22 protein-coding genes are annotated in these 22744 nt (G+C 73.1%); 14 read left to right on the forward strand and 8 right to left on the reverse strand.

Going from position 1 to position 22744, the window contains the following annotated elements; genetic code table 11:
* Window positions 1-40 precede the first annotated feature (40 nt).
* Window positions 41-1069, reverse strand: coding sequence for an Rv2578c family radical SAM protein (locus VIU94_RS38150; protein ID WP_331919121.1), 1029 nt, complete (start codon window positions 1067-1069; stop codon window positions 41-43).
* Between the two features lie 149 nt (window positions 1070-1218).
* Between VIU94_RS38150 and VIU94_RS38155 the strand changes: the two genes are divergently transcribed.
* The 7 genes from VIU94_RS38155 to VIU94_RS38185 all read left to right on the forward strand — a co-directional run bounded on the left by VIU94_RS38155 (window position 1219) and on the right by VIU94_RS38185 (window position 11723).
* A complete protein-coding gene (locus VIU94_RS38155; RefSeq protein WP_331919077.1) occupies window positions 1219-1662 on the forward strand; it encodes an SRPBCC family protein in 444 nt (147 codons plus the stop codon).
* A 273-nt stretch (window positions 1663-1935) separates the two neighbouring features.
* Complete coding sequence (locus VIU94_RS38160) at window positions 1936-4386, forward strand: MFS transporter (protein ID WP_331919079.1); 2451 nt, start codon at window positions 1936-1938, stop codon at window positions 4384-4386.
* Window positions 4387-4512: 126 nt separating this feature from the next.
* Window positions 4513-5346, forward strand: a complete 834-nt coding sequence (locus tag VIU94_RS38165) for a M55 family metallopeptidase (protein ID WP_331919081.1) — start codon at window positions 4513-4515, stop codon at window positions 5344-5346.
* A complete protein-coding gene (locus tag VIU94_RS38170) occupies window positions 5339-6685 on the forward strand; it encodes a M20/M25/M40 family metallo-hydrolase (RefSeq protein WP_331919083.1) in 1347 nt (448 codons plus the stop codon). The genes VIU94_RS38165 and VIU94_RS38170 overlap by 8 nt, the downstream gene beginning before the upstream one ends.
* A 26-nt stretch (window positions 6686-6711) precedes the next feature.
* On the forward strand, window positions 6712-8700 hold the full coding sequence (locus VIU94_RS38175; RefSeq protein WP_331919085.1) for a prolyl oligopeptidase family serine peptidase: 1989 nt from the start codon (window positions 6712-6714) through the stop codon (window positions 8698-8700).
* The gene (locus tag VIU94_RS38180; protein ID WP_331919087.1) at window positions 8697-9653 is read left to right on the forward strand and encodes a S66 peptidase family protein; all 957 of its coding nucleotides are present in this window, start codon (window positions 8697-8699) and stop codon (window positions 9651-9653) included. The genes VIU94_RS38175 and VIU94_RS38180 overlap by 4 nt, the downstream gene beginning before the upstream one ends.
* Before the next feature lie 342 nt (window positions 9654-9995).
* Window positions 9996-11723, forward strand: a complete 1728-nt coding sequence (locus VIU94_RS38185) for a CocE/NonD family hydrolase (protein WP_331919123.1) — start codon at window positions 9996-9998, stop codon at window positions 11721-11723.
* Between the two features lie 16 nt (window positions 11724-11739).
* On the opposite strand, the gene VIU94_RS38190 is transcribed toward VIU94_RS38185, so the two are convergent.
* On the reverse strand, window positions 11740-12153 hold the full coding sequence (locus VIU94_RS38190) for a hypothetical protein (protein ID WP_331919089.1): 414 nt from the start codon (window positions 12151-12153) through the stop codon (window positions 11740-11742).
* On the reverse strand, window positions 12150-12413 hold the full coding sequence (locus tag VIU94_RS38195; RefSeq protein ID WP_331919091.1) for a hypothetical protein: 264 nt from the start codon (window positions 12411-12413) through the stop codon (window positions 12150-12152). The genes VIU94_RS38190 and VIU94_RS38195 overlap by 4 nt, the downstream gene beginning before the upstream one ends.
* Window positions 12414-12624: 211 nt before the next feature.
* Between VIU94_RS38195 and VIU94_RS38200 the strand changes: the two genes are divergently transcribed.
* Complete coding sequence (locus tag VIU94_RS38200; RefSeq protein WP_331919093.1) at window positions 12625-12894, forward strand: hypothetical protein; 270 nt, start codon at window positions 12625-12627, stop codon at window positions 12892-12894.
* 102 nt (window positions 12895-12996) lie between these two features.
* Here VIU94_RS38200 and VIU94_RS38205 read toward each other — a convergent pair whose 3' ends face one another.
* Both VIU94_RS38205 and VIU94_RS38210 read right to left on the reverse strand, forming a co-directional pair.
* Complete coding sequence (locus VIU94_RS38205) at window positions 12997-14088, reverse strand: adenosine deaminase (protein ID WP_331919095.1); 1092 nt, start codon at window positions 14086-14088, stop codon at window positions 12997-12999.
* A gap of 149 nt (window positions 14089-14237) precedes the next feature.
* The gene (locus tag VIU94_RS38210; RefSeq protein WP_331919097.1) at window positions 14238-15017 is read right to left on the reverse strand and encodes a GntR family transcriptional regulator; all 780 of its coding nucleotides are present in this window, start codon (window positions 15015-15017) and stop codon (window positions 14238-14240) included.
* Window positions 15018-15200: 183 nt separating this feature from the next.
* Here VIU94_RS38210 and VIU94_RS38215 point away from each other — a divergent pair, with 183 nt between their 5' ends.
* From VIU94_RS38215 to VIU94_RS38230, 4 genes are all read left to right on the forward strand, one after another.
* Window positions 15201-16640 (forward strand): MFS transporter, encoded by a 1440-nt coding sequence (locus VIU94_RS38215; protein ID WP_331919099.1) that lies wholly within the window; start codon window positions 15201-15203, stop codon window positions 16638-16640.
* A gap of 135 nt (window positions 16641-16775) precedes the next feature.
* Window positions 16776-17009: a lipopolysaccharide assembly protein LapA domain-containing protein gene (locus tag VIU94_RS38220; protein ID WP_331919101.1), complete on the forward strand. Its 234-nt coding sequence runs from the start codon at window positions 16776-16778 to the stop codon at window positions 17007-17009.
* A complete protein-coding gene (locus VIU94_RS38225) occupies window positions 17006-17365 on the forward strand; it encodes a hypothetical protein (RefSeq protein ID WP_331919103.1) in 360 nt (119 codons plus the stop codon). Before VIU94_RS38220 ends, VIU94_RS38225 begins: the two co-directional genes overlap by 4 nt.
* Window positions 17366-17390: 25 nt before the next feature.
* Window positions 17391-18083: a GNAT family N-acetyltransferase gene (locus tag VIU94_RS38230; protein ID WP_331919105.1), complete on the forward strand. Its 693-nt coding sequence runs from the start codon at window positions 17391-17393 to the stop codon at window positions 18081-18083.
* On the opposite strand, the gene VIU94_RS38235 is transcribed toward VIU94_RS38230, so the two are convergent.
* Window positions 18064-18399, reverse strand: coding sequence for a DUF6204 family protein (locus VIU94_RS38235; RefSeq protein ID WP_331919107.1), 336 nt, complete (start codon window positions 18397-18399; stop codon window positions 18064-18066). The genes VIU94_RS38230 and VIU94_RS38235 overlap by 20 nt on opposite strands.
* 128 nt (window positions 18400-18527) lie before the next feature.
* On the opposite strand from VIU94_RS38235, the gene VIU94_RS38240 reads away from it, so the two are divergent.
* Window positions 18528-20522 carry a DUF5107 domain-containing protein gene (locus VIU94_RS38240; protein ID WP_414721077.1) on the forward strand — a complete coding sequence of 665 codons (1995 nt, stop codon included), beginning with the start codon at window positions 18528-18530 and terminating at the stop codon, window positions 20520-20522.
* 27 nt (window positions 20523-20549) lie between these two features.
* On the opposite strand, the gene VIU94_RS38245 is transcribed toward VIU94_RS38240, so the two are convergent.
* Window positions 20550-20903, reverse strand: a complete 354-nt coding sequence (locus VIU94_RS38245; RefSeq protein WP_331919111.1) for a VOC family protein — start codon at window positions 20901-20903, stop codon at window positions 20550-20552.
* Window positions 20904-20931: 28 nt separating this feature from the next.
* Window positions 20932-21759 carry a class I SAM-dependent methyltransferase gene (locus VIU94_RS38250; protein WP_331919113.1) on the reverse strand — a complete coding sequence of 276 codons (828 nt, stop codon included), beginning with the start codon at window positions 21757-21759 and terminating at the stop codon, window positions 20932-20934.
* Between the two features lie 207 nt (window positions 21760-21966).
* Between VIU94_RS38250 and VIU94_RS38255 the strand changes: the two genes are divergently transcribed.
* Window positions 21967-22744, forward strand: a 778-nt coding sequence (locus VIU94_RS38255) for an aminotransferase class I/II-fold pyridoxal phosphate-dependent enzyme (RefSeq protein WP_331919115.1), incomplete at its 3' end; no start/stop codon positions are given.

Here is a 22744-nt window from a genome sequence, read left to right on the forward strand (position 1 = left end):
GCCGGAGCGGAAGGACCACTTCCGGCGAGAGTTGACCCAATCAGAGGAGGGTGAGCTGCGTCGGCCCCGCGAGCGCCGGCGCGCCGGGCTCGGGTATGCGCCGGGCCGCGCCCCGACGCGCCGGTCCGATGCCGAACTCATCCGCCAGTTCGTGCACCTGACGGGTGATCCGGCGCTGGTACCAGGTGGGCGCGTACGCGCCGTCCGCGTACATCCGCTCGTACCGCCCCACAAGGAGCGGGTGGTGCTCGCGCAGCCAGGCCATGAACCACTCGCGCGCGCCCGGCCGCAGATGCAGTACGAGCGGGGTCACCGACGTGGCGCCGGCCTCGGCGATCGCCCGGACCGTCTCCCGCAGCTGCTCGGGGCGGTCGCCGAGAAAGGGGATGACCGGGGCCATCAGGACCCCGCAGCCGATGCCGTGCTCGGTCAGCGTGCGCACGGCGTCGAGGCGGCGCTGCGGCGACGGGGTGCCCGGCTCGACCGTGCGCCACAGGCTCTGGTCGGTGAAGCCGACGGAGACGGAGATGCCGACCTCGGTCACCTCCGCGGCCTGCCGCAGCAGGTCCAGGTCGCGCAGGATCAGCGTGCCCTTGGTGAGGATGGAGAACGGGTTCGCGTGGTCGCGCAGCGCCGCGATGATCCCCGGCATCAGCCGGTAGCGGCCCTCCGCGCGCTGGTAGCAGTCCACGTTGGTGCCCATCGCGATGTGCGCGCCCTGCCAGCGGCGGGACGCGAGCTGACGGCGCAGCAGCTCGGGGGCGTTGATCTTCACCACGATCTGGGAGTCGAAGCCGAGCCCGGTGTCGAGGTCCAGATAACTGTGGGTCTTGCGGGCGAAGCAGTACACGCAGGCGTGCGAGCAGCCGCGGTACGGGTTGACCGTCCATTCGAACGGCATCCGGGAGGCGCCCGGCACCCGGTTCACGATCGACCGGGCCCGCACCTCGTGGAAGGTGATCCCGCGGAACTCGGGGGTGTCGAACGTACGGGTGGTGACCGCGTCCGTGCCGAACAGGACGGGGGCCGTGGTGGCGGCGGGCTCGTCGCCCAGATGGTCCCAGCGCATGGACGCCTCCTCGGTAGTACTGCCTCGCACCGACCCGAGAATAGAACACATGTTCCCTTGATCGCCGCAACCCCGATTTTGGGCGGCGGGGCGCAGGTGATGGGATGGGCCCGTACCCCCCCGAGGAACCTGAAGCTGGAGGAACTGGGATGGCGCAGGTCGAGGCCACGACGGAACGGATCATCGCGGCGGACGCGGAGACCGTGTTCGATGCTCTGGCGGACTACCGGAACACCCGCGCGAAGGTGCTCCCCGAGCACTTCAGCGAGTACGAGGTGCGCGAGGGCGGCGACGGCGAGGGCACCCTCGTGCACTGGAAGCTGCAGGCCACCAGCAAGCGCATCCGCGACTGCCTCCTGGAGGTGACCGAGCCGACCGACGGGCAGCTCGTCGAGAAGGACCGCAACTCCTCCATGGTCACCACCTGGACCGTCACCCCGGCCGGCGAGGGCAAGTCCAAGGCCGTCGTCTCCACGGTCTGGAACGGCGCGGGCGGCATCGGAGGCTTCTTCGAGAAGACCTTCGCCCCCAAGGGCCTCGGCCGGATCTACGACGCGATGCTCGACAAGCTTGCCGCCGAGGTCGAGAAGTAACCCTCGCGCACCCCTGCGCGCGGCGGCGCGGCGCTCACCGGTTCGGGTGGTTTTCGCTCACGACCCGGGAGCGCCCCGGTCGCGCCCCCGAGTGCGCCGGGGCGCGGGAAAGCCGCTGATGAGCGCGCCAACTGCGGCTTCGCGCCTGGTCGTTCACCGCGCTCGCCGCCCCTGATCTCCCGTACCGTCCGGCTTGCTCCCGCTTCGCGCCTGATGCGAAGAATGGCGTCGCGGACGCAGCCGCGAGGGCAGACGCGACGAGGGGAGCGGCAGGTGGGCGGCATCACGCTGGTGAAGGGCGCGGGGGGCGGTGCGTCGCCGGAAGCCGCGGAACCGGAGCCTGGCGTCTGTGAGGAGCCAGGGGCGGGGGCGGCCGGCGCCGGCGCCGGTGCTCAAGGGCCGGACACCGCCGCGTACGCACTCGGCCCTCGCCGCGTCCGGCTGGTCTTCCTCGGGCTCATGCTCGCGCTGCTGCTCGCCGCGCTGGAGCAGATGATCGTCGCCACCGCGCTGCCGAAGATCGTCGGCGAACTCCAGGGTCTCGACCGGATGTCCTGGGCGATCACCGCCTATCTGCTCACCGCCACCATCGGCCTGCCGGTCTACGGCAAACTCGGCGATCTCTTCGGCCGCAAGGGCGTGTTCCAGTTCGCCATCGTCGTCTTCGTCGTCGGCTCGGCCCTCGCCGGCTGGTCGCGGACCATGGACCAGCTCATCGCCTTCCGCGCCGTCCAGGGCGTCGGCGCGGGCGGCCTGATGATCGGCGTGCAGGCGATCATCGCGGACATCGTGCCGGCCCGTGATCGCGGCCGGTTCATGGGCCTCATCGGGGCCGCGTTCGGACTCGCCTCGGTGGCCGGGCCGTTGCTCGGCGGCTTCTTCACCGACCATGCCTCCTGGCGTTGGTGCTTCTGGTTCAACGTCCCCTTCGGTCTGATCACCCTCGCGGTCGTCTCCGGCGTGCTGAAGCTGCCCCGGCCGCGCAGCCGGGCCCAGCTCGACGTGCTCGGCGCGATCCTGCTCGCCGCCGCCTCCACCTGCCTGGTCCTGCTGACGAGTTGGGGCGGGACCGAGTACGCCTGGGGCTCGCGGGTCATCCTCGGACTCGCCGCCGGGGCCGCCGGAACGACCGTGCTGCTGTTGGTCGTCGAGCACCACGCGCCCGAACCGATCCTGCCGCTGCGGCTGTTCCGCGACTCCGTGTTCACCGTCACCAGCCTGGTCGGCGCGGTGATCGGCGTCGCGCTGTTCGGCGCGGCGAGCTATCTGCCCACGTTCCTGCAGATGGTCGAGGGGGCGACGGCCACCGAATCGGGGCTGCTGATGCTGCCGCTGATGGGCGGCATCGTCCTCGCCTCCGTCGTCTCCGGCCAACTCATCAGCCGCACCGGCCACTACAAGATCTATCCGGTGCTCGGCGGCGCGATCTCCGTCGTCGGGATGTGGCTGCTGTCCCGGATGAACGCGGACACGCCGCGCCTGGACCACAGCGTCTGGCAGGCGGTCCTCGGCGTCGGCATCGGGCTGGTCATGCCCGTCCTGATCCTCGCCGTGCAGAACTCCGTACCGCCCGCCGACCTCGGGGCCGCGACCAGCGCGCACAGCTACTTCCGGCAGATCGGAGGCAGCGTCGGGGCGGCCGTCTTCGGCACCCTCTTCGCGCACCGCCTCGACGGCGCGCTGTCGGAGCGGCTCGCGGACGGGGGCGCCGCCGGGCTCCCGGCGGGGGTGCGGCTGCCCGAGGCGGAGTCGATCACCCCGCAGGCGGTGCACGCGCTGCCGCCGATGCTGCGCGACGCGTACGTGCACGCGTACGCGGAGGCCATGCCGCGGATCTTCCTCTACCTGGTGCCGGTCCTCGTGCTCGGCCTCCTCCTCGCCTTCTTCCTCAAGGAGAAACCGCTGGTGTCCCACCACACCCCCGAAGCCACGACCGTCCCCCGGGCGCGGAGCTCGGCCGCCCTCGGAGGAGTCCCGGTGTGCGGCGCCGTCCAGCACCCCGACGGGTCCTGCGTGCCGCGCGCCGCGCTCACCCTCATCGACGTCCAGGGACGGCAGATCGGGCGGGGCGCGAGCGAGGAGGACGGGCGGTACGCGCTGAGCGTGCCCGGCTCCGGCTCGTACGTCCTGATCGCGGCGGCCGGCGGCCACCAGCCGCAGGCGGTGTCGGTGACCGTCGGCGACCGGCCGGTGGAGCTGGACGTCGTCCTCGGCGGGGCCGGCCGCCTGGCCGGCGCGGTCGTCACCGCGGACGGCGCGCCGGTACGGGACGCGGCGGTGACGCTGACCGACGTCCGCGGCGACGTCGTCGCCTCGACGCGCAGCGGCCGCGAGGGCGGCTATGTGATGACGGAACTGGTGGCGGGCGAGTACACCCTGGCCGCCAGCGCCCCCGCCTTCCGCCCCGCCGCCCTCCCAGTGAGCGTGCAGGCGGCCCGCGAAACCCGCCAGGACATCGAGCTCGCAGGCGGCGCGGTACTCCGCGGCACGGTCCGCGCCGGCGTCGGCCGCCCGGTGGAGGAGGCCCGGGTCACGCTGCTGGACGCGGCGGGCAATGTAGTGGACACCCTGACGACCGGCCCCGACGGCGCCTTCCGCTTCGTGGACCTCTCCTCCGGCGAGTACACGGTCATCACCGCGGGCTACCCGCCGGTCGCAACGGTCCTCCAGGTCGCGGGCGGCGGGCGGACGGAACGGGACCTGCAGCTGGGCCACGAGGACTGAACCCGGCGCCCACACGTACCTGACGTGGCCGTGTGTCCACCGGTGACAAGGGCAGGCGGATCTACAAGGATGCTGTTCGTCGGGCCCGGCGTGTGACGGGGTCGTTCCCCGGGGAACAGGAGTGGCATGAAGATCCTGATCAGTGCCGACATGGAGGGGGCCACCGGGGTCACCTGGCCCGCTGACGTGCTGCCGGGGACGCCGCAGTGGGAGCGGTGCCGGGTGATGTTCACGTCGGACGTCAACGCGGCGGTGCTCGGGTTCTTCGACGGCGGGGCCGACGAGGTGCTGATCAACGAGGCGCACTGGAACATGCGGAATCTGCTGCTGGAGCGGCTCGACGAGCGCGTCGAGATGCTGACCGGGCGGCACAAGTCGCTCTCCATGGTCGAGGGCGTGCAGCACGGGGACGTCGACGGGATCGCGTTCGTCGGGTATCACACCGGCGCCGGCGCCGAGGGCGTGCTCGCGCACACCTATCTCGCCAACTCGATCACCGGCGTCTGGCTCGACGGGGTGCGGGCCAGCGAGGGGCTGCTCAACGCGCATGTCGTCGCCGAGTACGGGGTGCCCGTCGTGCTCGTCACCGGGGACGATCTGACGTGCGAGGACGCCCTCGGGTACGCGCCCGAGGCGCACAAGGTCGCCGTCAAGGACCACGTCTCGCGGTACGCGGCGGTGTGCCGCACCCCCAGCCGGACGGCCTCCGAGATCCGCGCCGCCGCGAAGGCCGCCGTGGGCCTGGCCGTACGGCACGAGCCGGTGCGCGGCGGGCCGCACACCGTCGAGCTCGAGTTCGACGCGGAGCACCTCGCCGCCGCCGCGACGGTGGTTCCCGGCGTGGCGCGGACCGGGGAGCGCAAGGTCGCCTACACCAGCGCGACCATGTACGAGGGCATTCGTTCGTTCAAGGCGGTCACCACGATCGTCTCCGCCGCGGTGGAGGAACAGTATGGGTGAGCAGATCCGGCAGCAGGGGGTCGGTGTCGACTCCCTTGCGCTCGACGAGGTCGTTCACTTCACCTCCGAGCTCATCCGCATCGACACCGCCAACCGCGGCGGCGGCGACTGCCGCGAGCGCCCGGCCGCCGAGTACGCGGCCGAGCGGCTCGCCGGCGCCGGGCTCGAGCCCTTCCTGCTCGAACGCACCCCGGGCCGTACCAACGTCGTCGCCCGCATCCCCGGCACCGACCCGTCCGCCGACGCCCTGCTCGTCCACGGCCATCTGGACGTCGTGCCCGCCGAGGCCGCCGACTGGGCCGTGCATCCGTTCTCGGGCGAGGTCCGCGACGGCGTCGTGTGGGGTCGCGGCGCCGTCGACATGAAGAACATGGACGCGATGGTGCTCGCCGTCGTCCGCTCCTGGGCCCGCCTCGGCATCCGCCCCCGCCGAGACATCGTCATCGCCTACACCGCCGACGAGGAGGACAGCGCCGTCGACGGTTCCGACTTCCTCGTCGACCGCCACCCCGAGCTGTTCGAGGGCTGTACGGAGGGCATCAGCGAGTCCGGGGCGTTCTCCGTCCACCCCGAGCCCGGCATTACCCTCTATCCGATCGCCGCCGGCGAACGCGGCACCGCCTGGCTGGAGTTGACCGCGCACGGCCGCGCCGGACACGGCTCCAAGATCAACGAGGAGAACGCGGTCACCCGGCTTGCCTGCGCCGTCGCCCGCATCGGCGCGCACCGCTGGCGCCCCCGGCTCACCCCCACCGTCCGCGCCGCCCTGATCCGACTCGCCGCCGTGTACGGCATCGAGACCGATGTCGACGCCCCCGGCTTCGATGTGGACGCGCTCCTGGACAAGCTCGGCCCGGCCGCCGCCCTCGTCGAGCCGACCGTCCGCAACAGCGCCAACCCCACCATGCTGAACGCCGGTTACAAGGTGAACGTGATCCCGGGGCACGCCACGGCCTTCGTCGACGGGCGCATGCTTCCCGGCGGCGAGGAGGAGTTCGTCGCCACCATGGACGCGCTCACCGGGCCCGACGTCGACTGGCAGTACTACCACCGCGAGAGCCCCCTCGAAGCCCCCGTCGACTCCCCGACGTACGCCAAACTCCGTGCTGCCGTCGAGCACTTCGACCCGACCGGGCACGTCGTCCCGTTCAGCATGGCCGGCGGCACCGACGCCAAGCAGTTCTCCCGGCTGGGCATCACCGGATACGGTTTCTCCCCCCTGAAGCTGCCCGCCGGCCTCGACTACGCGGCGCTGTTCCACGGGGTCGACGAGCGGGTGCCGGTCGAGGCCCTGCACTTCGGCGTCCGCGTCCTCGACCGCTATCTGCAGTCCGCGTAACGCGCACACGCACAAGGGGAGTTGCGATGGTACCCACGGCGGCCTACGGCGCCTGGCCGTCCCCGATCGACGCCTGTCTCACCGCCGCGCACGACGGCCGGCCCGAGTACCTCGGGGCCGTCGGCGACGAGCTGTGGTGGACCGCGCCCCGCCCCGCCGAGGGCGGCCGCCGCGCCCTCGTACGCCGCCGAGCCGACGGTGCCGAGGAGTCCGTCCTGCCCGCTCCGTGGAACGTGCGCACCCGGGTCATCGAGTACGGCGGACAGCCCTGGGCCGGAACCGCCCGCGCGACCGGCGGGCCGCTGATCGTCTTCAGCCACTTCCCCGACCAGCGCCTGTACGCCCACGAGCCGGACGGCGACGCCCCGCCGCGCCCGCTCACCCCGCTCTCCTCCGTCGGCGGCGGCCTGCGCTGGGCCGACCCGGTGATCCACCCGGACCGGGGCGAGGTCTGGTGCGTCCTGGAGGAGTTCACCGGGGCGGGGCCGACCGACCTGCGGCGCGTCGTCGTCGCCGTGCCCCTCGACGGCTCCGCCGCCGACGACCGCACAGCCGTGCGCGAACTCTCCGACGGGCGGCACCGGTTCGTCACCGGACCGCGGATCGACCCGGACGGCCGCCGGGCGGTGTGGATCGGCTGGGACCATCCTCGGATGCCGTGGGACGGCACCGAGGTGATGCTCGCCGACGTCGGCGCGGACGGCGCGTTCCACGACCCGCGCCGCGTCCTCGGCGGACCCCAGGAGTCGATCCCACAGGTCGAATGGGCCCCCGACGGACGGCTGTTGTACGTCAGCGACCGCAGCGGCTGGTGGAACATCCACCGCGCCGACCCCGGCCGTCCGGACGAGGAGCCCGTCGCGCTCTGCCCCCGCGAGGAGGAGTTCGGCGGCCCGCTGTGGAAGATCGGCCTGAGCTGGTTCCGCCCGCTGGACAACGGGCTGATCGCCGCCGTCCACGGCAAGGGCGCCACCGCCCTCGGCATACTCGATCCCGAGTCCGGCGAGCTCGTCGACGCCGCCGGGCCGTGGACCGAGTGGGCCGCCACCCTGGCCGTGCACGGCACCCGCGTCATCGGCGTCGCGGCCAGCCCGCGCAGCGCGTACGAGGTCGTCGAGCTGGACACCTGCACCGGCCGGGCCCGGGTGGTCGGCCGGGCGCACGACGACCCGGTCGACCCGGTGTACTACCCCGAGCCGCAGATCCGCACCTTCACCGGCCCGGACAACCGCGAGATCCACGCCCACGTCTACCCGCCGCACAACCCCGACCGGATCGCGCCCGGCGACGAACTGCCGCCCTACGTGGTCTGGGCGCACGGCGGCCCCACCGGGCACGCCCCGCTCGTCCTCGACCTGGAGATCGCCTACTTCACCTCCCGGGGCATCGGCGTCGCCGAGGTCAACTACGGCGGCTCCACCGGGTACGGGCGGGAGTACCGCAACCGGCTGCGCGAGCAGTGGGGCGTGGTCGACGTCGAGGACTGCGCCGCCGTCGCCGAGGCGCTCGCTGCCGAGGGCACGGCCGACCCGGCGCGGCTCGCGATCCGCGGCGGCAGCGCGGGCGGCTGGACCGCCGCGGCCTCGCTCGTCGCCACGGACGTCTACGCCTGCGGCACGATCATCTACCCCGTCATCGACCTGGAGGGCTGGGCCGTCGGCGGCACCCACGACTTCGAGTCCCGCTACCTGGACACCCTGATCGGCCCGCTGGAGGAGGTGCCCGCCCGGTACCAGGAGCGGTCGCCGGCCGCTCGGGTGGAGCGGATCACCGCCCCGTTCGTGCTGCTCCAGGGCCTGGACGACGTGATCTGCCCGCCCGCGCAGAGCGAGAGATTCCTCGCCCGGATCGCCGGGCGCGGCGTCCCGCACGCGTACCTCGCCTTCGAGGACGAGGGGCACGGCTTTCGCCGCGAGGACACCCTGGTCCGGGCCCTTGAGGCCGAACTCTCCCTGTACGCCCAGACCTTCGGCATCGCCCGGCCCGACGTCCCCCGCCTGGAGCTGAAGCCGTGACGCGCTCGCCCGAGCCCGCCCCGCTCGTCCCGCTGACCCGCCCCCGCCGGCTGCGCGCCGGCGAGCGGGTCGCCGTCGTCGCGCCCAGCGGCCCGATCCCCGAGGACCGGCTCGCGGCCGGCCTGGCGATCCTGCGCGGCTGGGGCCTCGAACCGGTGGTCGCCCCGCACGTCCTGGACGCCCACCCCCGGCACGGCTATCTGGCCGGTTCGGATGAGGCGCGGGCCCGGGATCTCCAGGAGGCCTGGTGCGACCCGACGGTCTCGGCTGTGCTCTGCGCCCGCGGCGGCTTCGGGGCCCAGCGCATGGTCGACCTGCTCGACTGGACGGCGATACGGGCGGCGGGGCCCAAGGTGTTCGTCGGCTACAGCGATGTCACCGCGCTCCACGAGGCGTTCGCGCTGCGGACCGGGCTCGCCACGCTGCACGGGCCCATGGTCGCGGCGATGACCTTCCTCAAGGACGCGGCCACCCAGGAGCACCTGAGGGCCACCCTGTTCGAGCCCGAGTCGGTCCGCACGGTGGGCGGCCTGGAGACCGCGCGCACCCTGGTCCCCGGCCGCGCCCGTGGCGTCACGTTCGGCGGCTGCGTCAGCCTCATCGCCGCCGGCCTGGGCACCCCCGACGCCCGCTTCAGCAGCCGCGGCGGCCTGCTGTTCCTGGAGGACGTGGGGGAGGAGCCGTACCGCCTCGACCGCATCCTCACCCAACTCCTGCGCGCCGGAACACTGGAGGGCGTCACCGGCGTCGTCCTCGGGTCGTGGGAGGAGTGCGGACCGTACGAGGAACTCCACGCGCTCTTCGCGGACCGGTTCGCCGGGCTCGGCGTGCCGGTGGTGGAGGAGTTCGGCTTCGGGCACTGCGCGAGCACGCTGACCGTTCCGCTGGGCGTCGGCGCGGTCCTCGACGCGGACACGGGAACACTGACGCTGGACGCTCCGGCGTTGCGCTGATCGGCTGCTGACCGGCTGAGGTGTGAGGCTCCGGCGTCGACGTCTCACGCCCCGGTGTTGCTCTGATCGGCTGACGTCTCACGCCCCCCGGCGTTGCTCTGATCGGCTCACCTTGCACGCCCCGGCGCTGCTCCGAACCGCTTCCGTCTGCCGTCCGCTCTTCACTGAATCTCCGTCAATAACCTTCGTCCCACGCGTTGACGGAGCTCTGACACGTGTCACACCATGGGCGCGGCCCGGTACCTACCAGTCGGTACGGCACCGGGTCATTCCTGCGTCCTCAGCGTGGAGGTCACCGTGTCCCGACCCCGCAAGGTCCTCGCCCTCGCCGCCGCGGCGGCCATGGCCGCACCCCTGGCCCTCACCGCCCCGGCGGTCGCCGCCGAGCCGGGCGGCGGCACGTACACGGTGACGCCGCTGACCTTCACCGTCCGGGCCGGCGACCGGACCTGCGCCGTCGAGGCCGACCTGTACCGGCCCAGCGGCGTGGACGCGGACCGTCCGGCCCCCGCCGTCCTCACCACCAACGGCTTCGGCGGCAGCAAGGCGGACGGCTCGACCGCCGCCACCGGCCGGGCCTTCGCCGCGCGCGGCTACGTCTCGCTCGTCTACTCGGGCCTCGGCTTCGGCAAGTCCGGCTGCCTGGTCTCCCTCGACGACCCGCGGATCGACGGCCAGGCCGCCGCGCGGCTGCTCGACTTCCTCGCCGGCGCCCGCGCCGCCGACGACGGGACCCGCGTGGACTACGTCCTCCAGGACGGCGCGGGCGACCCCCGGGTCGGCATGATCGGCGGCTCGTACGGCGGCGCGATCCAGCTCGCCACCGCCTCCGTCGACCCGCGCCTCGACGCCCTCGTCCCGCTCATCACCTGGAACGACCTGGCCTACTCGCTCGCTCCGAACGCCGCCGACCGCGAGACGCCAGGCGTCTTCAAGTGGCAGTGGGCCAACGGCTTTTACCTGATCGGAGAAGGTCAGCCGCTGCTCGTCCCGTCCCTGGACCCCTCCCGTTTCAACTCGCTCGGCTGCCTGCACTTCGTCAGCGACGCCTGCGACACCCTCCGGCTGCTCAACTCCGGCCGCTACCCCGACGCCGAGACCCGGAAGATGCTCGACTTCGCGCGTAGCGTCTCGCCGACCTCGTACCTCGACCGCGTCAAGGCCCCGACGCTGATCGTGCAGGGCCAGTCAGACAGCCTGTTCAACCTCAATGAGGCCCGGGACACCTACCGGCAGCTGCGCGGGCGGGGTGTCCCGGCCAAGATGATCTGGCAGTCCTGGGGCCACAGCGGCGGTCTCACCGACCCGGCGGCCGGCGAACTGAACCTGGGGGAGGGGAACCTGGAGACCAGCTACGTCGGAACCCGGATCCTCGCCTGGTTCGACCGGTATCTGAGGAAGCATCAGGACATCGACACCGGGCCGGCGTTCGCCTACTACCGGGACTGGCAGAGCGGGTACGGCACCGCCTCCGGCGTCCCCGCGCTCAGCCAGAAGCTGTACCTCTCCGGCGACGGCAAGCTCGTCGACAACCGGGCCAAGGTCGCCCGAGGCTCCCGCCAGTACGCCAACTGGCTCGTCCCCACGAGCCATTCGGAGTCCTCGCTGGCCGGCATGATCGGCCTGCCCGACCCGAAGCCGTACGACATCAACGGCACGCACCTCGCCTGGACCAGCGCCCCGCTCACCGCGCCCGTCGACCTCGTGGGCGCACCCAAGGCCACCCTGAAGGTGATCTCTCCCAAGACCGAGCGCGTACAGCACTCCGGCGACGCCGCCGACAAGCTGGTCCTCTTCGCCAAGGTCTACGACCTCGCCCCGGACGGCACGAAGACCCTGGTCAACCGACTCGTCGCACCGGTGCGCGTCCCGGACGTCACCCGGCCGTTCACGGTCGAACTGCCCGGCATCGTGCACCGCTACGAGACGGGCCACCGGCTCCAGTTCGTCATCGCGGCCGGCGACACTGCGTACACCGGCAACCGCGGCATCAAGCCGGTCACCGTCTCCAGCGCCCCCGAGGACACGGGGACGCTGGAGCTGCCCCTGGTACGGGGCCGGGTGGGCTAGGGCCTGCCCGGGCGGCTCAGCCGCCGACGGCGGCCGGGGCGCTCGTCGTGTGGACGATGTGGGGGCAGACCGCGCAGGCTTCCGGCCCGCCCTGCTCCCACCAGCGGCACGACGAGCGGATGGCGCAGGGGGCGAGCGCGGTGTGTCCGGCGGTCGACGCGCCGACGCGCGCCACGGCGTCGCCCAGGCTGCACCGTTCCTCCGCCCAGTGGGCGCACGACGACGTGACGCACGGTCCGGCGAACCGGAAGCGCGCCTCGGGAGGCCTGCGCCCGTCGGCTGACGCCTGCTCGACGAACCCGGAGTCCACCTCCAGCGGATCCCGCAGCGCGGCCACCGTCCCGTCCGGCCGCACGATGCCGAGCAGGAGCCGACCCGGAGCGCAGGAGCTGCTGGGGCACGTGGCCCCTCGGTCGTCACGCACGGTCACTGCGGCAGCTCCGACTCCAGGATCAGCCCGAGCGGAACCAGCCACCCCCTGAGCTCCGCGAGGTCGGTCGGCAGTGCGTCGATGACGGCCCCGCCGAGATTGTCGGGCCCTGTGATCGGCACCTCGCGCAGGGGCGGTGCGAGGTCGAGCGTCGCCACCTCGGCGAGGACGGCCCGCTTGACGGAATTCGCGATCTTCTCCATGGCCTCCGGCGGTAGGCCGCCTTGCACGGTGACGCGTACGCCCGATTCCTGCGCCATTTCCGGTCTCCTTCGGCAGAGGGGCAGATGCCCCAACCGTGCTGCCGCCCTTGATGGCGCGCCACCGCTGACATCCAGGGGAGTGAGCCGGGGTCAGGCCCGGCTGCTCCGATGGAGGGGCGTCGTTCGCGTGTATCCGTCGAGACGCGAGTCGGACACGTAGCGTGACGGTCGCTCGTGGACGCGGGTGAACTCGACAAGGGAGAGATCCATGCCACCCAACGACAAGCAGAAGCTCCAAGAACTGCAGCTGGCCGGGGCCTACATCGCGAGCCACCCTCGGTTCTCCGAGGTCGTGGACGAGATCGGGAGCGACCCGGCGAAGTTCGAGACGGCGAACGTGAATCCCGTCCAGTTCCTCAACGGAAAGGGGTTCGACTTTCCGCCGGAGTGGAACATCACTATGTCGAACGCGCATTCCTTCTCGATCGCGGCGTGCGTGAACGATCACTGCATCAGCATCACCGTGACCATCCAGTGAGAGCCCTGAGGTAGGGCTCGTGCAGTCCGGCCGAGGCGCGGCCGGTCCGCCTCCGCCCGGTCCTGGCCACGGCCGGGAGCCGGTCGGAGGCGGCGTCGCTTCCTAGCCCGCGAGCGCCGCGTAGCCCGGGCGGACGACCTCGTCGATCAGGCGCTGCCGGTCCGGGAGCGGCAGGAAGGCGGCGTCCAGGGCGGCGACCGTGAACTCCTCGAAGACCTCCGGGCCGTAGCCGAAGGCGTCCGCCATGTGCTGGAACTCTTCGCTCATGGTGGTGCCGGAGACCAGACGGTTGTCCGTGTTGAGGGTGATCCGGAAGCCGAGGCGGCGCAGCTCGTCGATCGGGTGCGAGGCGTAGTCCTTCGCCGCGCCCGTCTGGAGGTTGGAGGTCGGGCAGACCTCCAGGGCGATCCGGTTGTCGCGCACGTACGCGGCGAGCCGGCCGAGCGTGCCGTCCTCGGCTATGTCGTCCGTGATCCGCACGCCGTGGCCGATCCGCTCGGTGCCGCAGACCTGCACGGCCTCGTGGATCGACTCCGCGCCGACGGCCTCGCCCGCGTGGATGGTGAAGTGGCAGTTCTCCCGCTTCAGATGCTGGAAGGCGGGGAGGTGGCGGGCCGGCGGGTTGCCGATCTCGCCGCCGGCGATGTCGAAGCCGGCCACGCCGTTGTCCCGGTGCGCGACCGTGAGCTGCGCGATCTCCAGGGAGCGGTCGGTGTGCCGCATGCCGGTGAGCAGCGTGCGGACGATGATCCGGCCGCCGGCGCGGCGCTCGCCCTCGCGGAAGCCCGCGTTCACGGCCTCCACGACCTCGTCGAGGGTCAGCCCGCCCTCCAGGTGCTGCTCGGGGGCGTACCGGATCTCGGCGTAGACGACCCCGTCGGCCGCCAGGTCCTCGGCGCACTCGGCCGCGATCCGCTCCAGGGCCTCGCGGGTCTGCATCACCGCGCAGGTGTGGGCGAAGGTCTCCAGGTACCGCTCCAGCGAGCCGGAGTCGGCGGCGTCCCGGAACCAGACCGCGAGCTCGGCCGGGTCCTCGGTCGGCAGCGCGGTGTAACCGCAGGCGCGGGCCAGCTCGACGATGGTGGCGGGCCGCAGGCCGCCGTCCAGGTGGTCGTGCAGCACGGCCTTGGGGGCGCGGCGGATCCACTCGGCCACGGTGGTGGCGGAGGCGGCGAGGTTGTCAGACAAGTGCATGGCGCGGAAGTGTACGCCACGCCCCCCGGGTCCGGGCAGCCGTCCCGCCTGCCACTCGCCCCCGTGTGGGCAGTCGTCCCGCCCTGGGGGTCCCCCCCCCGGACGAAGTCTGGGGGAGGAACGACTAACCATGACGGGGGGAGCGGGGGTCAGTTCGTCTGGACCACTGGGAGCGCTGGCGCGCCCGTCGGGAGCATGTGCTTCGCGGCCAGGATCGGGATGTCGTCGACGCGGACGACCTGGGTGACCAGGACCGCCGGGGTGTCGGCCGGGCGGGACAGCTGCTCGCCGCGGCGGTGGCCGAGGAGCGTTGCCGTGACCGTGCTGTGGCCGCTCAGCCGTACGTCCCGGGAGGCGGCGGTCAGGACCGCGAGCATCGAGGTCCGCTCCGGCGCGGCGCGCAGGGCCTCGGCGAAGGCGGGGTGCGCCCGAACGAGGACGTCGTCGGTGGCCGCCCACTCCTGGCTCAGCGCCGCCGCCGTGCCCTCGCCGGTCAGCAGCGACTCCCAGAACCGCAGCTCCGCGCGGGCCGGGGCCAGCAGGTGCTGGGTGGTGAAGTCGGTCGGCTCCTCGACCGCCCGCAGCAGGGTCCGTACGCGCAGCGGCGCGCCCGCCCCGATCAGCTCCTCCAGCGGCTGGACGTGCTCGAAGCCCCGCCGCGGCGGGGCGTCGTTGACGGTCCGGCCGACCCCGCGCCGCACGGTGAGCAGCCCGTCCTCCTGGAGCAGCAGCAGCGCCTCGCGCAGCGCGGGCCGGCTGACGCCCAGCTCGCCGGCGAGCCGCGGCTCGGAGGGCAGCGTCGAGCCGGGCGGGTACGTGCCGTCGTGGATCGCGTCCGCGATCCGCTCGTAGAGCACGACAACCGGCCGCCGCCGCTGCCCGGACCCGTTGCCGGCTCCGGTGCCGGACGTTCCTGCGCTGACTGCCACTGCCCCTCCTCGTCCCACTTGTCGGGCAAGTGACGGGCAGGCTAAGCCCACCCGAAGCCGACGGGCAACGCGGTTACGGATCCCACACCAGCGCGGCTTGACGTTTTACGCGCGTAGAACACACCCTGTCCGGGCACAGCTTGTCTGACAAGCTCCGACCTGGACGAGGCAAAGGGGCCCGACATGTCCACCCGATCCGATCTCGCGGGCCGTGGGCCCATGCTCCTGGCGATGGTGCTGGCCGTCCTCGGCTACCAGATCAACGCCACGATGCTGAGCCCCGCGCTGCCGGACGTCATCGAGCGCCTCGGCACCACCACCGCGGCCGCCGGCCTCTCGCAGACGTTGTTCTTCCTGATGGCCGCGATCGGACAGGTCACCATCGCCCGGCTCAGCGACCAGCGCGGCCGCAAGCCCATGATGATCGTCTGCGCGATCGTGCTGATCTTCGGCAACCTGCTCTGCGTCTTCGCGCCGAACATCGAGATCTTCATCGCGGGCCGCATCCTCCAGGGCATCTCCGCCGCGATGTTCACCCTCGCCTTCCTCACCCTGAACCAGCTGCTCACCCCGGCCGGCTTCGGCAAGGCCGCGGGCATCATCACCGCCGTCAACGGCGGCCTCGCCGGCGTCGACGCCATCGCCGGCGGCCAGATCGCCGACACCATCGGCTTCCGCGGCATCTTCGTCTGCTCCACCCTGATCGCCGTCGCCGGCCTGGTCGGCGTCCGGAAGTACGTCCCCGACACCGCGGCCGAGACCGCCGCCGGCACTGCCGACGCCCGCTTCGACTCGCGCGGCATCGCCGCCCTGGCCCTCGGCCTCACCGGCATCCTGGTCGGCCTCGCCCAGGGCACCGCCTGGGGCTGGACCTCCCCGCTCACCGTGGGCTTCCTGCTCGGCGGCCTGGCCTCGCTGATCTTCTTCGTCGTCTCGCAGAAGTCCGCCCCGAACCCGGTCATCGACATCGAGGTGCTGGCCTCCCGTCGCGCCTGGCCGCTGCTGCTGACCACCGTCTGCACGCTCGGCGGCGCGTTCGGCGCGATCGCCCTGACCATCCCGCTCTTCTCGCAGGACGCTCGGGTCGGCCTGGGCCTCTCGGCGGTCACCGCCGCCGTCCTCTTCCTCACCCCGATCCAGCTCATCGGCGTGATCTCCGCCCCGCTGACCGGCCGGCTCGGCCCGAAGATCGGCTGGCGCAGGATCGTGGTCACCGGCGCGGTCGCCAACTTCGCGATCTTCCTCCTCGCCACGCTCTTCCTGAGCAACGAGTGGATCCTGATCGCCTCGCTGGCCGCGCTCGGCGTCACATACGGCGGCTTCATGCTCACCGGCCTCAACGGCCTCGCCGTCACCACCGCCCCGAAGGACAAGCCGGGCTCGCTCTCCGGCCTCAACGGCGCGTGCTTCGGCATCGGCGCGTCGCTCGGCATCGCCCTCGCCTCCGCGATGATCACCGCCGGCAGCGACGCGGGCGGCCCCACCCAGGCGGGCTACCAGCACGCGATGTACACGGCCCTGGCGCTGCTGGGCACCGGCGTCGTCACCGCGTTCCTGATCCAGCGGCCCGACCCGGCCGAGACGCCGGCCGAGGAGCCGCAGCCGGTGCTCGTCCACCACTGACGGGCCCCCGGCCCCGTCGACCGGCCGCCGGGTGGCTTCACCCGTACGGCCCTCCCACCGCCCCCGTGCGGACCGGATCCCTCCATCCTGGTCCCACGGGGGCGGCGGCGCAGGACGGACGAGAGGGCGACACGCATGGGTCCCAAGGAGACAACGGGCGCGGGGCGCGGGGGCGTCACCGCGGGCCGGATCGCGATCGCGGTCCTCGTCGTCCTCACGCTCGTCCTGATCTTCGAGAACACCACCCGGGTCGAGATCCGGCTGCTGGTCCCCAAGGTCACGATGCCGCTGTACCTGGCCCTGCTCGGGACCGCTCTGCTCGGGGCGATCTGCGGCTGGTACGGGGCGACGCGACGGAGCAGGCGGTGAGGCGCGCGGCGAAGGTCTGCGCGGTCACGGTCCTCGCCCTCGCGGCGGTCGTCGCCGGTACGGCCGAGCAGACCGGCGCGGCGGACGAGGCCGAGCCCGGCGCACCGCCGCGGCCTATGCCGGACTTCACCGGGCACAGCCTCATGCGGGCCTTCGCGGCGCTCGACCACCGCACACGGGTGCATGTGCACGACGCGAGCGGCGGGGACCGGCGGGTGCTGTGGCCGCCGCGCTGGAGGGTCTGCACGCAGTACCCGGCTGCTGGCGACAGCGGCGGGGCGGGCGGCAGCGTGACGCTCGGCGTCGTGAAGAAGACCGAGCGGTGCCCGTCCCGGGTCCTCACGTCGCGCCGCTGAGGCGGCTCACCGCAGCCCGGCCACCATGCCCGACGATCACGTTCCGGACGACGACGATCACGTACCCGGCGATCACGTACCCGGCGATCGCGCTTCCGACGACCACGCCTCCGGCGACCACGCTTCCGACGATCTCGACGCGTACGTCGCCGTGGGCCCCCGCGTCGCGCTACGGACCTACTCCGCCGACGACGCCGAGGAGTTCACCGCCGCCGCCCGTGCGAGCCGCGCGCTGCACCGGCCCTGGCTGTTCCCGCCGCAGACCGCCGAGGAGTACGCGAGGTACCGGCGGACCCTGGACGAGGACCCCGCGCGGCTCGGGTTCCTGGTCTGCGAGCGGGCCGCGGCGGGCCGGATCGCCGGGTTCGTGAACATCAACAACATCGTCCTCGGCGGCTTGCTGAGCGGTGCCCTCGGCTACGGGGCCTTCGTCCACGCGGCCGGGCGCGGGCTGCTCGGCGAGGGGCTCGGGCTGGTGCTCCGGCATGCCTTCGACCCTCCCCCTACGCCTGGCGGCGTGGGGGGACCCCCAGCTCTGCACCGACTTGAGGCCGACATCCAGCCGGGGAACGCCGCTTCCCGCGCCCTCGTCGTGCGGGCCGGCTTCCGGCTCGAAGGCTTCTCGCCCGCGCTGCTCTTCATCGACGGCGCGTGGCGCGACCACGAACGCTGGGCGATCACCGCGGACGCGCAGGCGCTCAGCGGCGCTTGTAGTTGATCTTCATGGTGTCCAGGTCGGTCACGGTGGACTTCAACTCCCGGTAGCCGTAGCCGAGTTCCTTCAGCGCGCGCTCCACCCGGTCCTCGGCGAGCGCCGCCGCCATCTCCTCGCCGTCCGTCGCGTCCGAGTGCACGACGATCCGGTACGAGAAGTGCTTCAGCGTCCGGTCGTACGCGAGCGCGCCCTCCTGCGTGAACTGCATCGCCGACAGGCCGTGATCGTCCGCCTCGTCGAGCAGCCGGGCCCGGCTCTCCTCCGACAGACCGTCCCACCTGCCGCGCACGATCACCCGGTAGGTGTGCTGCGTGCTCATTTCTCGCGTCCTCACGTCGTCCGGCACGGAAAGGACCCACCCTACGGACGTGTCGCCCGGCCGACCTCGGAATTTCCGCCGGGTCGGACCCCTGGCCTGGGCGGCGACCGGCGTGTTCCATGGTCGACATGACGACCGTACGACGTGCCGAACTCACCCTCCCCGGCGCTCCGCTCGGCCCGGACAACCCCCTGCCCGCCCTCCGCACGCTCGACCGGAGCCATGCCGTCGTCGACCCGCGCGACACCGCGGACCTCCCGCGCGACATGGCCCGGCAGCTCGGCCACGCCCCGCTGCGCACGCTGCTGCCCGCCCCGCTGCGCGACGGCTACGGACGCGAGCGCGCGCCGCTGACCCTCGACACCATCGTGATCGAGAACGACCGCCTGCGCGCGACGGTCCTGCCCGGTCTCGGCGGCCGAATCCACTCCCTGCACCACAAGCCGACCGGACGCGAACTCGTCTACCGCAACCCGGTGTTCCAGCCCGCCGCGTTCGCGCTCAACGGCGCGTGGTTCTCCGGCGGCATCGAGTGGAACATCGGCGCGCGCGGCCACACCACCCTGTCCTGCGCCCCGCTGCACGCCGCCGTCGTGCCCGCGCCCGACGGCGGGGAGATGGTCCGGCTGTGGGAGTGGGAGCGGCTGCGGGACCTGCCCTTCCAGGTCGACCTCTGGCTGCCGGCGGACTCCGACTTCCTGTACGTCGCGGTCCGCATCCGCAATCCGCACCCGCGCGCCGCCGCCGTCTACTGGTGGTCCAACACCGCCGTGCCCGAGGACCGGCGGGTGCTCGCCCCGGCCGACCGCGCCTGGCTCCCCCACAGCCTGAACGGCGTGGGAGGCACCCCCACCGGCTACGAACGGGCCCTGAGCCGGGTCCCGGTGCCCGTCCTCGACGGCGCGGACCGCACGTACCCGGCGCTTGGACCGCACCCGGCCGACTACTTCTACGACGTCCCCGACGACTCCCGCCGCTGGATCGCGGCACTCGACGAGACCGGCGCGGGCCTCGTGCAGACCTCCACCGACCGGCTGCGCGGCCGCAAGCTGTTCCTGTGGGGCGCGGGCCGCGGGGGCAGGCGCTGGCAGGAGTGGCTCACCGAGCCCGGCACGCCCGGCTACGCCGAGATCCAGGCCGGGCTCGCCCGCACCCAGCTGGAGCACCTGACGATGGAGCCCGGCGAGGAGCTGAGCTGGCTGGAGGCGTACGGACCGCTCGTCGCAGACCCGGCGGCCGTGCACGGAGCGGACTGGGCGGCAGCCCGGGAAACCGTGGAGCGCGGCCTCGAAGCCGTACTGCCGCGGTCTGCGGTGGACGCGGCGCACGAGGCGTGGCGGCGGACCGGAGCGGACGCCGCACCCGTCAAGAGCCTGGCCACCGGCTCGGGTTGGGGCGCGCTGGAGGTGCTGCGCGCCGAACTCGACCTGCCCGGCACTCCGTTCGACCCGGCGTCCCTCGGGCCCGAACAGCAGCCCTGGCTGGAGCTGCTGCGCACCGGCGTGCTGCCCGGCCCGCGCGCGGGCGAGCCGTCGCCCGGCCCGACGCTGGTCGCCGCCCCCTGGCGGGACATGCTGGAGACCGCGCCGGCCGACCCGGCCACCGAGTACCACCTCGGCGTCGCCCAGTGGCACGCCGGCGATCTGGCGCAGGCGGTGCGAAGCTGGGAGCGCGGGCTGCAACGTGCCGACGCCCGCTGGCCGTTGCTGCGCTGTCTGGCCGTCGCCGAGCAGGAGGGCGGCCACCCGAAGCGCGCCGCCGAACGGTACGTCGAGGCCTTCGACGACCTGTGCGCCGCCGGGGCGGGCGACACGGAGCGGGCCGCGCTCGGACGCGAGGCCCTGACCGTTCTCGTCGACCAGGGCCTGACCGAGGAGGCCCGGGCGGTGTGGGAGCGGCTGCCCGGACCGGCCCGGGAGCGCGGCGCGTTCCGCTTCCTGGAGGCCCGCCTGCTGCTCGCCGAGGGCCGGACGGCCGAGGCCCGCGCCGTGTACGACGCGGGCTTCGAGGTGGCCGACCTTCGTGAGGGGGCCGAGGTGCTCGGTGAGCTCTGGTCCGCTCTCACCGACGAACCCGTCCCGGACGCCTACGAGTTCCGCATGCGCCCGGGCCACGGCGAGTAGCGGGGGCCCGGGCGGGGACGTCTGAGGTCAGGCGGCCGCGCGGCGGTCGACGTACTCGAAGACGGAGCCGTCCGGGTGGACCGCGATCAGGTTGCGGCCCACCGGGGTCGGCACCGGGCCGGCCACGATCTTGGCGCCCGTCTCGGTGAGCGCGGCGAACGCCGCGTCCACATCCTGGACGGAGATCGTGGCCGTCACCTTCCGCAGCACCTCCAGCTCCTCCTCCGGGCCGCTCATCAGCAGGAAGCAGTCGATGGCCGCGACCGACACGCCGCCGCGCTCGAAGCGCAGGGCCTGGCTCCCGGTGAGCCGCTCGTAGAAGGCGACGGCCGGTTCGAGGTCGTCGACGCAGATGCGCAGTGTGGTACCCAGAATCTCCATGCGGACGAGCCTAGTCAGGTCCGCGGCGCTACGGCACCCGGCACAGGATCTCGCCGTGCGGAACCATGAACCAGGCGTCCTCCTGCCGGCCCCACTCCCGCCACGCCTCGGCGATCTCCGCCAGCTGCACGGCAGTTGCGTGCCCGCCGTCCACCGCCAGTTCCGCGTACACCGACGCCGTCGTGCGGTCCGCCCACAGGCCGCTCCACCAAGCCCGCTCCTCCTCGGTGGCGAAACACCACGTCGCGGCCGAGGTCGTGACGTCGGTGAAGCCGGCGGCCCGCGCCCAGGAGAACAGCCGCCGCCCGGCGTCCGGTTCGCCGCCGTTGTGCCGGGCGACCGCGTGGTACAGCCTCGACCAGTCGTCCAGCGCGGGCAGTTCGGGGAACCAGGCGAACGCGCCGTAGTCGCTGTCCCGCGCCGCGACCACGCCGCCCGGCCGGCACACGCGCCGCATCTCGCGCAGCGCCTGCACCGGATCGCCCACGTGCTGCAGCACCTGGTGCGCGTGGACCACGTCGAACGAGTCGTCGGGGAAGTCCAGGGCGTGCACGTCGGCCACCGCGAACTCGACGTTGTCCAGGCCGCGTTCGGCGGCGACCGCGCGGGCCTTGTCCACGACGTCCGGCGCGGCGTCGACCGCGGTCACCCGTCCCGGGGCGACCAGCGCCGCCAGGTCGGCGGTGATCGTGCCCGGGCCGCAGCCGACGTCCAGGACGTCCATCCCCGGCCGCAGTTCGGGCACCAGATAGGCCGCGGAGTTGGCGGCGGTCCGCCAGCTGTGCGAGCGCAGCACCGACTCGTGGTGCCCATGGGTGTAGACGGCGGTCTCCTTCGCCGGGGACGGATGCGTCATGGCCGGACTCCCTCTCGCTCGTGCTCGTGAAGTGGTGTGATCACCGTAGCGCCGCTTGGCCGCATGGTGAGATCTATATCTTGCTATGTGGACGCCAGTTTCAGTCCGCCTGTCGCCCGGTCGCGCCCTCCGGCGGCGGAATGGGTGATATCTCCGTATAAAGGGGCGTGGGACTACGTCACGGAGCGTCGCTCGGGAGGTCACGCCATGCGTCAGGCGGCGGCGGAAGGGCGCGGGCCGGTGCGTTACGGGCCGCTCGCCCCGGAGTCCGGCCTGCCCGTGCTCGAGTCGCTCGCCGGAGTGCTCGCGGCGGCCGCCGGGCGGGCGGAGACGGAGCCGTACGGCGGCGGGCCGGTGCTGCGCGAGGCCGCCGCCGGCTACTGGGGTCGGCGCGGGCTGCACGCGCACGCCGAGGACGTGCTCGCCGCCCCCGGGGCCCAGCCGCTCTTGTTCGCCCTGCTCGCCGCCCACGACGGCGACGTCCTGATGCCCCGGCCCTGCCCCGCCTGGTGGACCCCGCAGGCCCGGCTGCTCGGCAGGCCCGCGTACCACGTGCCCACCCCGGCCGAGTGCGGCGGCGTGCCCGATCCGTACGCCCTCCTGGAGACCGTCCGCCGGGTCCGGGCCGAGGGCGGCCGGCCCGCCGTGCTGCTGCTCTCCGTCGCCGACGACCCGACCGCCACCGTCGCCCCGCCCGAGCTGGTCCGCGAGGCCTGCGAGGCGGCCGTCGCCGAGGGCCTGCACATCGTCAGCGACGAGACCTGGCGCGACACCCTGCACCGCCGGCACGGCACCGTGCTGCTCAGCCCCGCCGAGATGTGCCCCGACGACGTCACCGTCCTCGCCGACCTCTCCGGCGCCTTCACCCCCGCCGCCTGGCCCTGCGCCGTCGCCCGCTTCCCGCCCGCGTCCGACAGCCAGGTCCGGCGGGCCCGCGCCCTCGACGTGCTCACCGCGCTCGGCGCCCACGTCGCCGCCCCGGTCG

Origin of the sequence: Streptomyces sp. (assembly GCF_036566765.1) — a bacterium.
GTDB lineage: Bacteria > Actinomycetota > Actinomycetes > Streptomycetales > Streptomycetaceae > Streptomyces.

Coding starts and splice junctions, on each gene's coding strand:
- VIU94_RS38185 (WP_331919123.1), top strand. CDS start 9,996: ATGGCCGCACCCCTGGCCCTCACCGCCCCGGCGGTCGCCGCCGAGCCG.
- VIU94_RS38200 (WP_331919093.1), top strand. CDS start 12,625: ATGCCACCCAACGACAAGCAGAAGCTCCAAGAACTGCAGCTGGCCGGG.
- VIU94_RS38230 (WP_331919105.1), top strand. CDS start 17,391: ATGCCCGACGATCACGTTCCGGACGACGACGATCACGTACCCGGCGAT.
- VIU94_RS38165 (WP_331919081.1), top strand. CDS start 4,513: ATGAAGATCCTGATCAGTGCCGACATGGAGGGGGCCACCGGGGTCACC.
- VIU94_RS38235 (WP_331919107.1), bottom strand. CDS start 18,399: ATGAGCACGCAGCACACCTACCGGGTGATCGTGCGCGGCAGGTGGGAC.
- VIU94_RS38245 (WP_331919111.1), bottom strand. CDS start 20,903: ATGGAGATTCTGGGTACCACACTGCGCATCTGCGTCGACGACCTCGAA.
- VIU94_RS38170 (WP_331919083.1), top strand. CDS start 5,339: ATGGGTGAGCAGATCCGGCAGCAGGGGGTCGGTGTCGACTCCCTTGCG.
- VIU94_RS38150 (WP_331919121.1), bottom strand. CDS start 1,069: ATGCGCTGGGACCATCTGGGCGACGAGCCCGCCGCCACCACGGCCCCC.
- VIU94_RS38240 (WP_414721077.1), top strand. CDS start 18,528: ATGACGACCGTACGACGTGCCGAACTCACCCTCCCCGGCGCTCCGCTC.
- VIU94_RS38155 (WP_331919077.1), top strand. CDS start 1,219: ATGGCGCAGGTCGAGGCCACGACGGAACGGATCATCGCGGCGGACGCG.
- VIU94_RS38250 (WP_331919113.1), bottom strand. CDS start 21,759: ATGACGCATCCGTCCCCGGCGAAGGAGACCGCCGTCTACACCCATGGG.
- VIU94_RS38215 (WP_331919099.1), top strand. CDS start 15,201: ATGTCCACCCGATCCGATCTCGCGGGCCGTGGGCCCATGCTCCTGGCG.
- VIU94_RS38195 (WP_331919091.1), bottom strand. CDS start 12,413: ATGGCGCAGGAATCGGGCGTACGCGTCACCGTGCAAGGCGGCCTACCG.
- VIU94_RS38220 (WP_331919101.1), top strand. CDS start 16,776: ATGGGTCCCAAGGAGACAACGGGCGCGGGGCGCGGGGGCGTCACCGCG.
- VIU94_RS38205 (WP_331919095.1), bottom strand. CDS start 14,088: ATGCACTTGTCTGACAACCTCGCCGCCTCCGCCACCACCGTGGCCGAG.
- VIU94_RS38175 (WP_331919085.1), top strand. CDS start 6,712: ATGGTACCCACGGCGGCCTACGGCGCCTGGCCGTCCCCGATCGACGCC.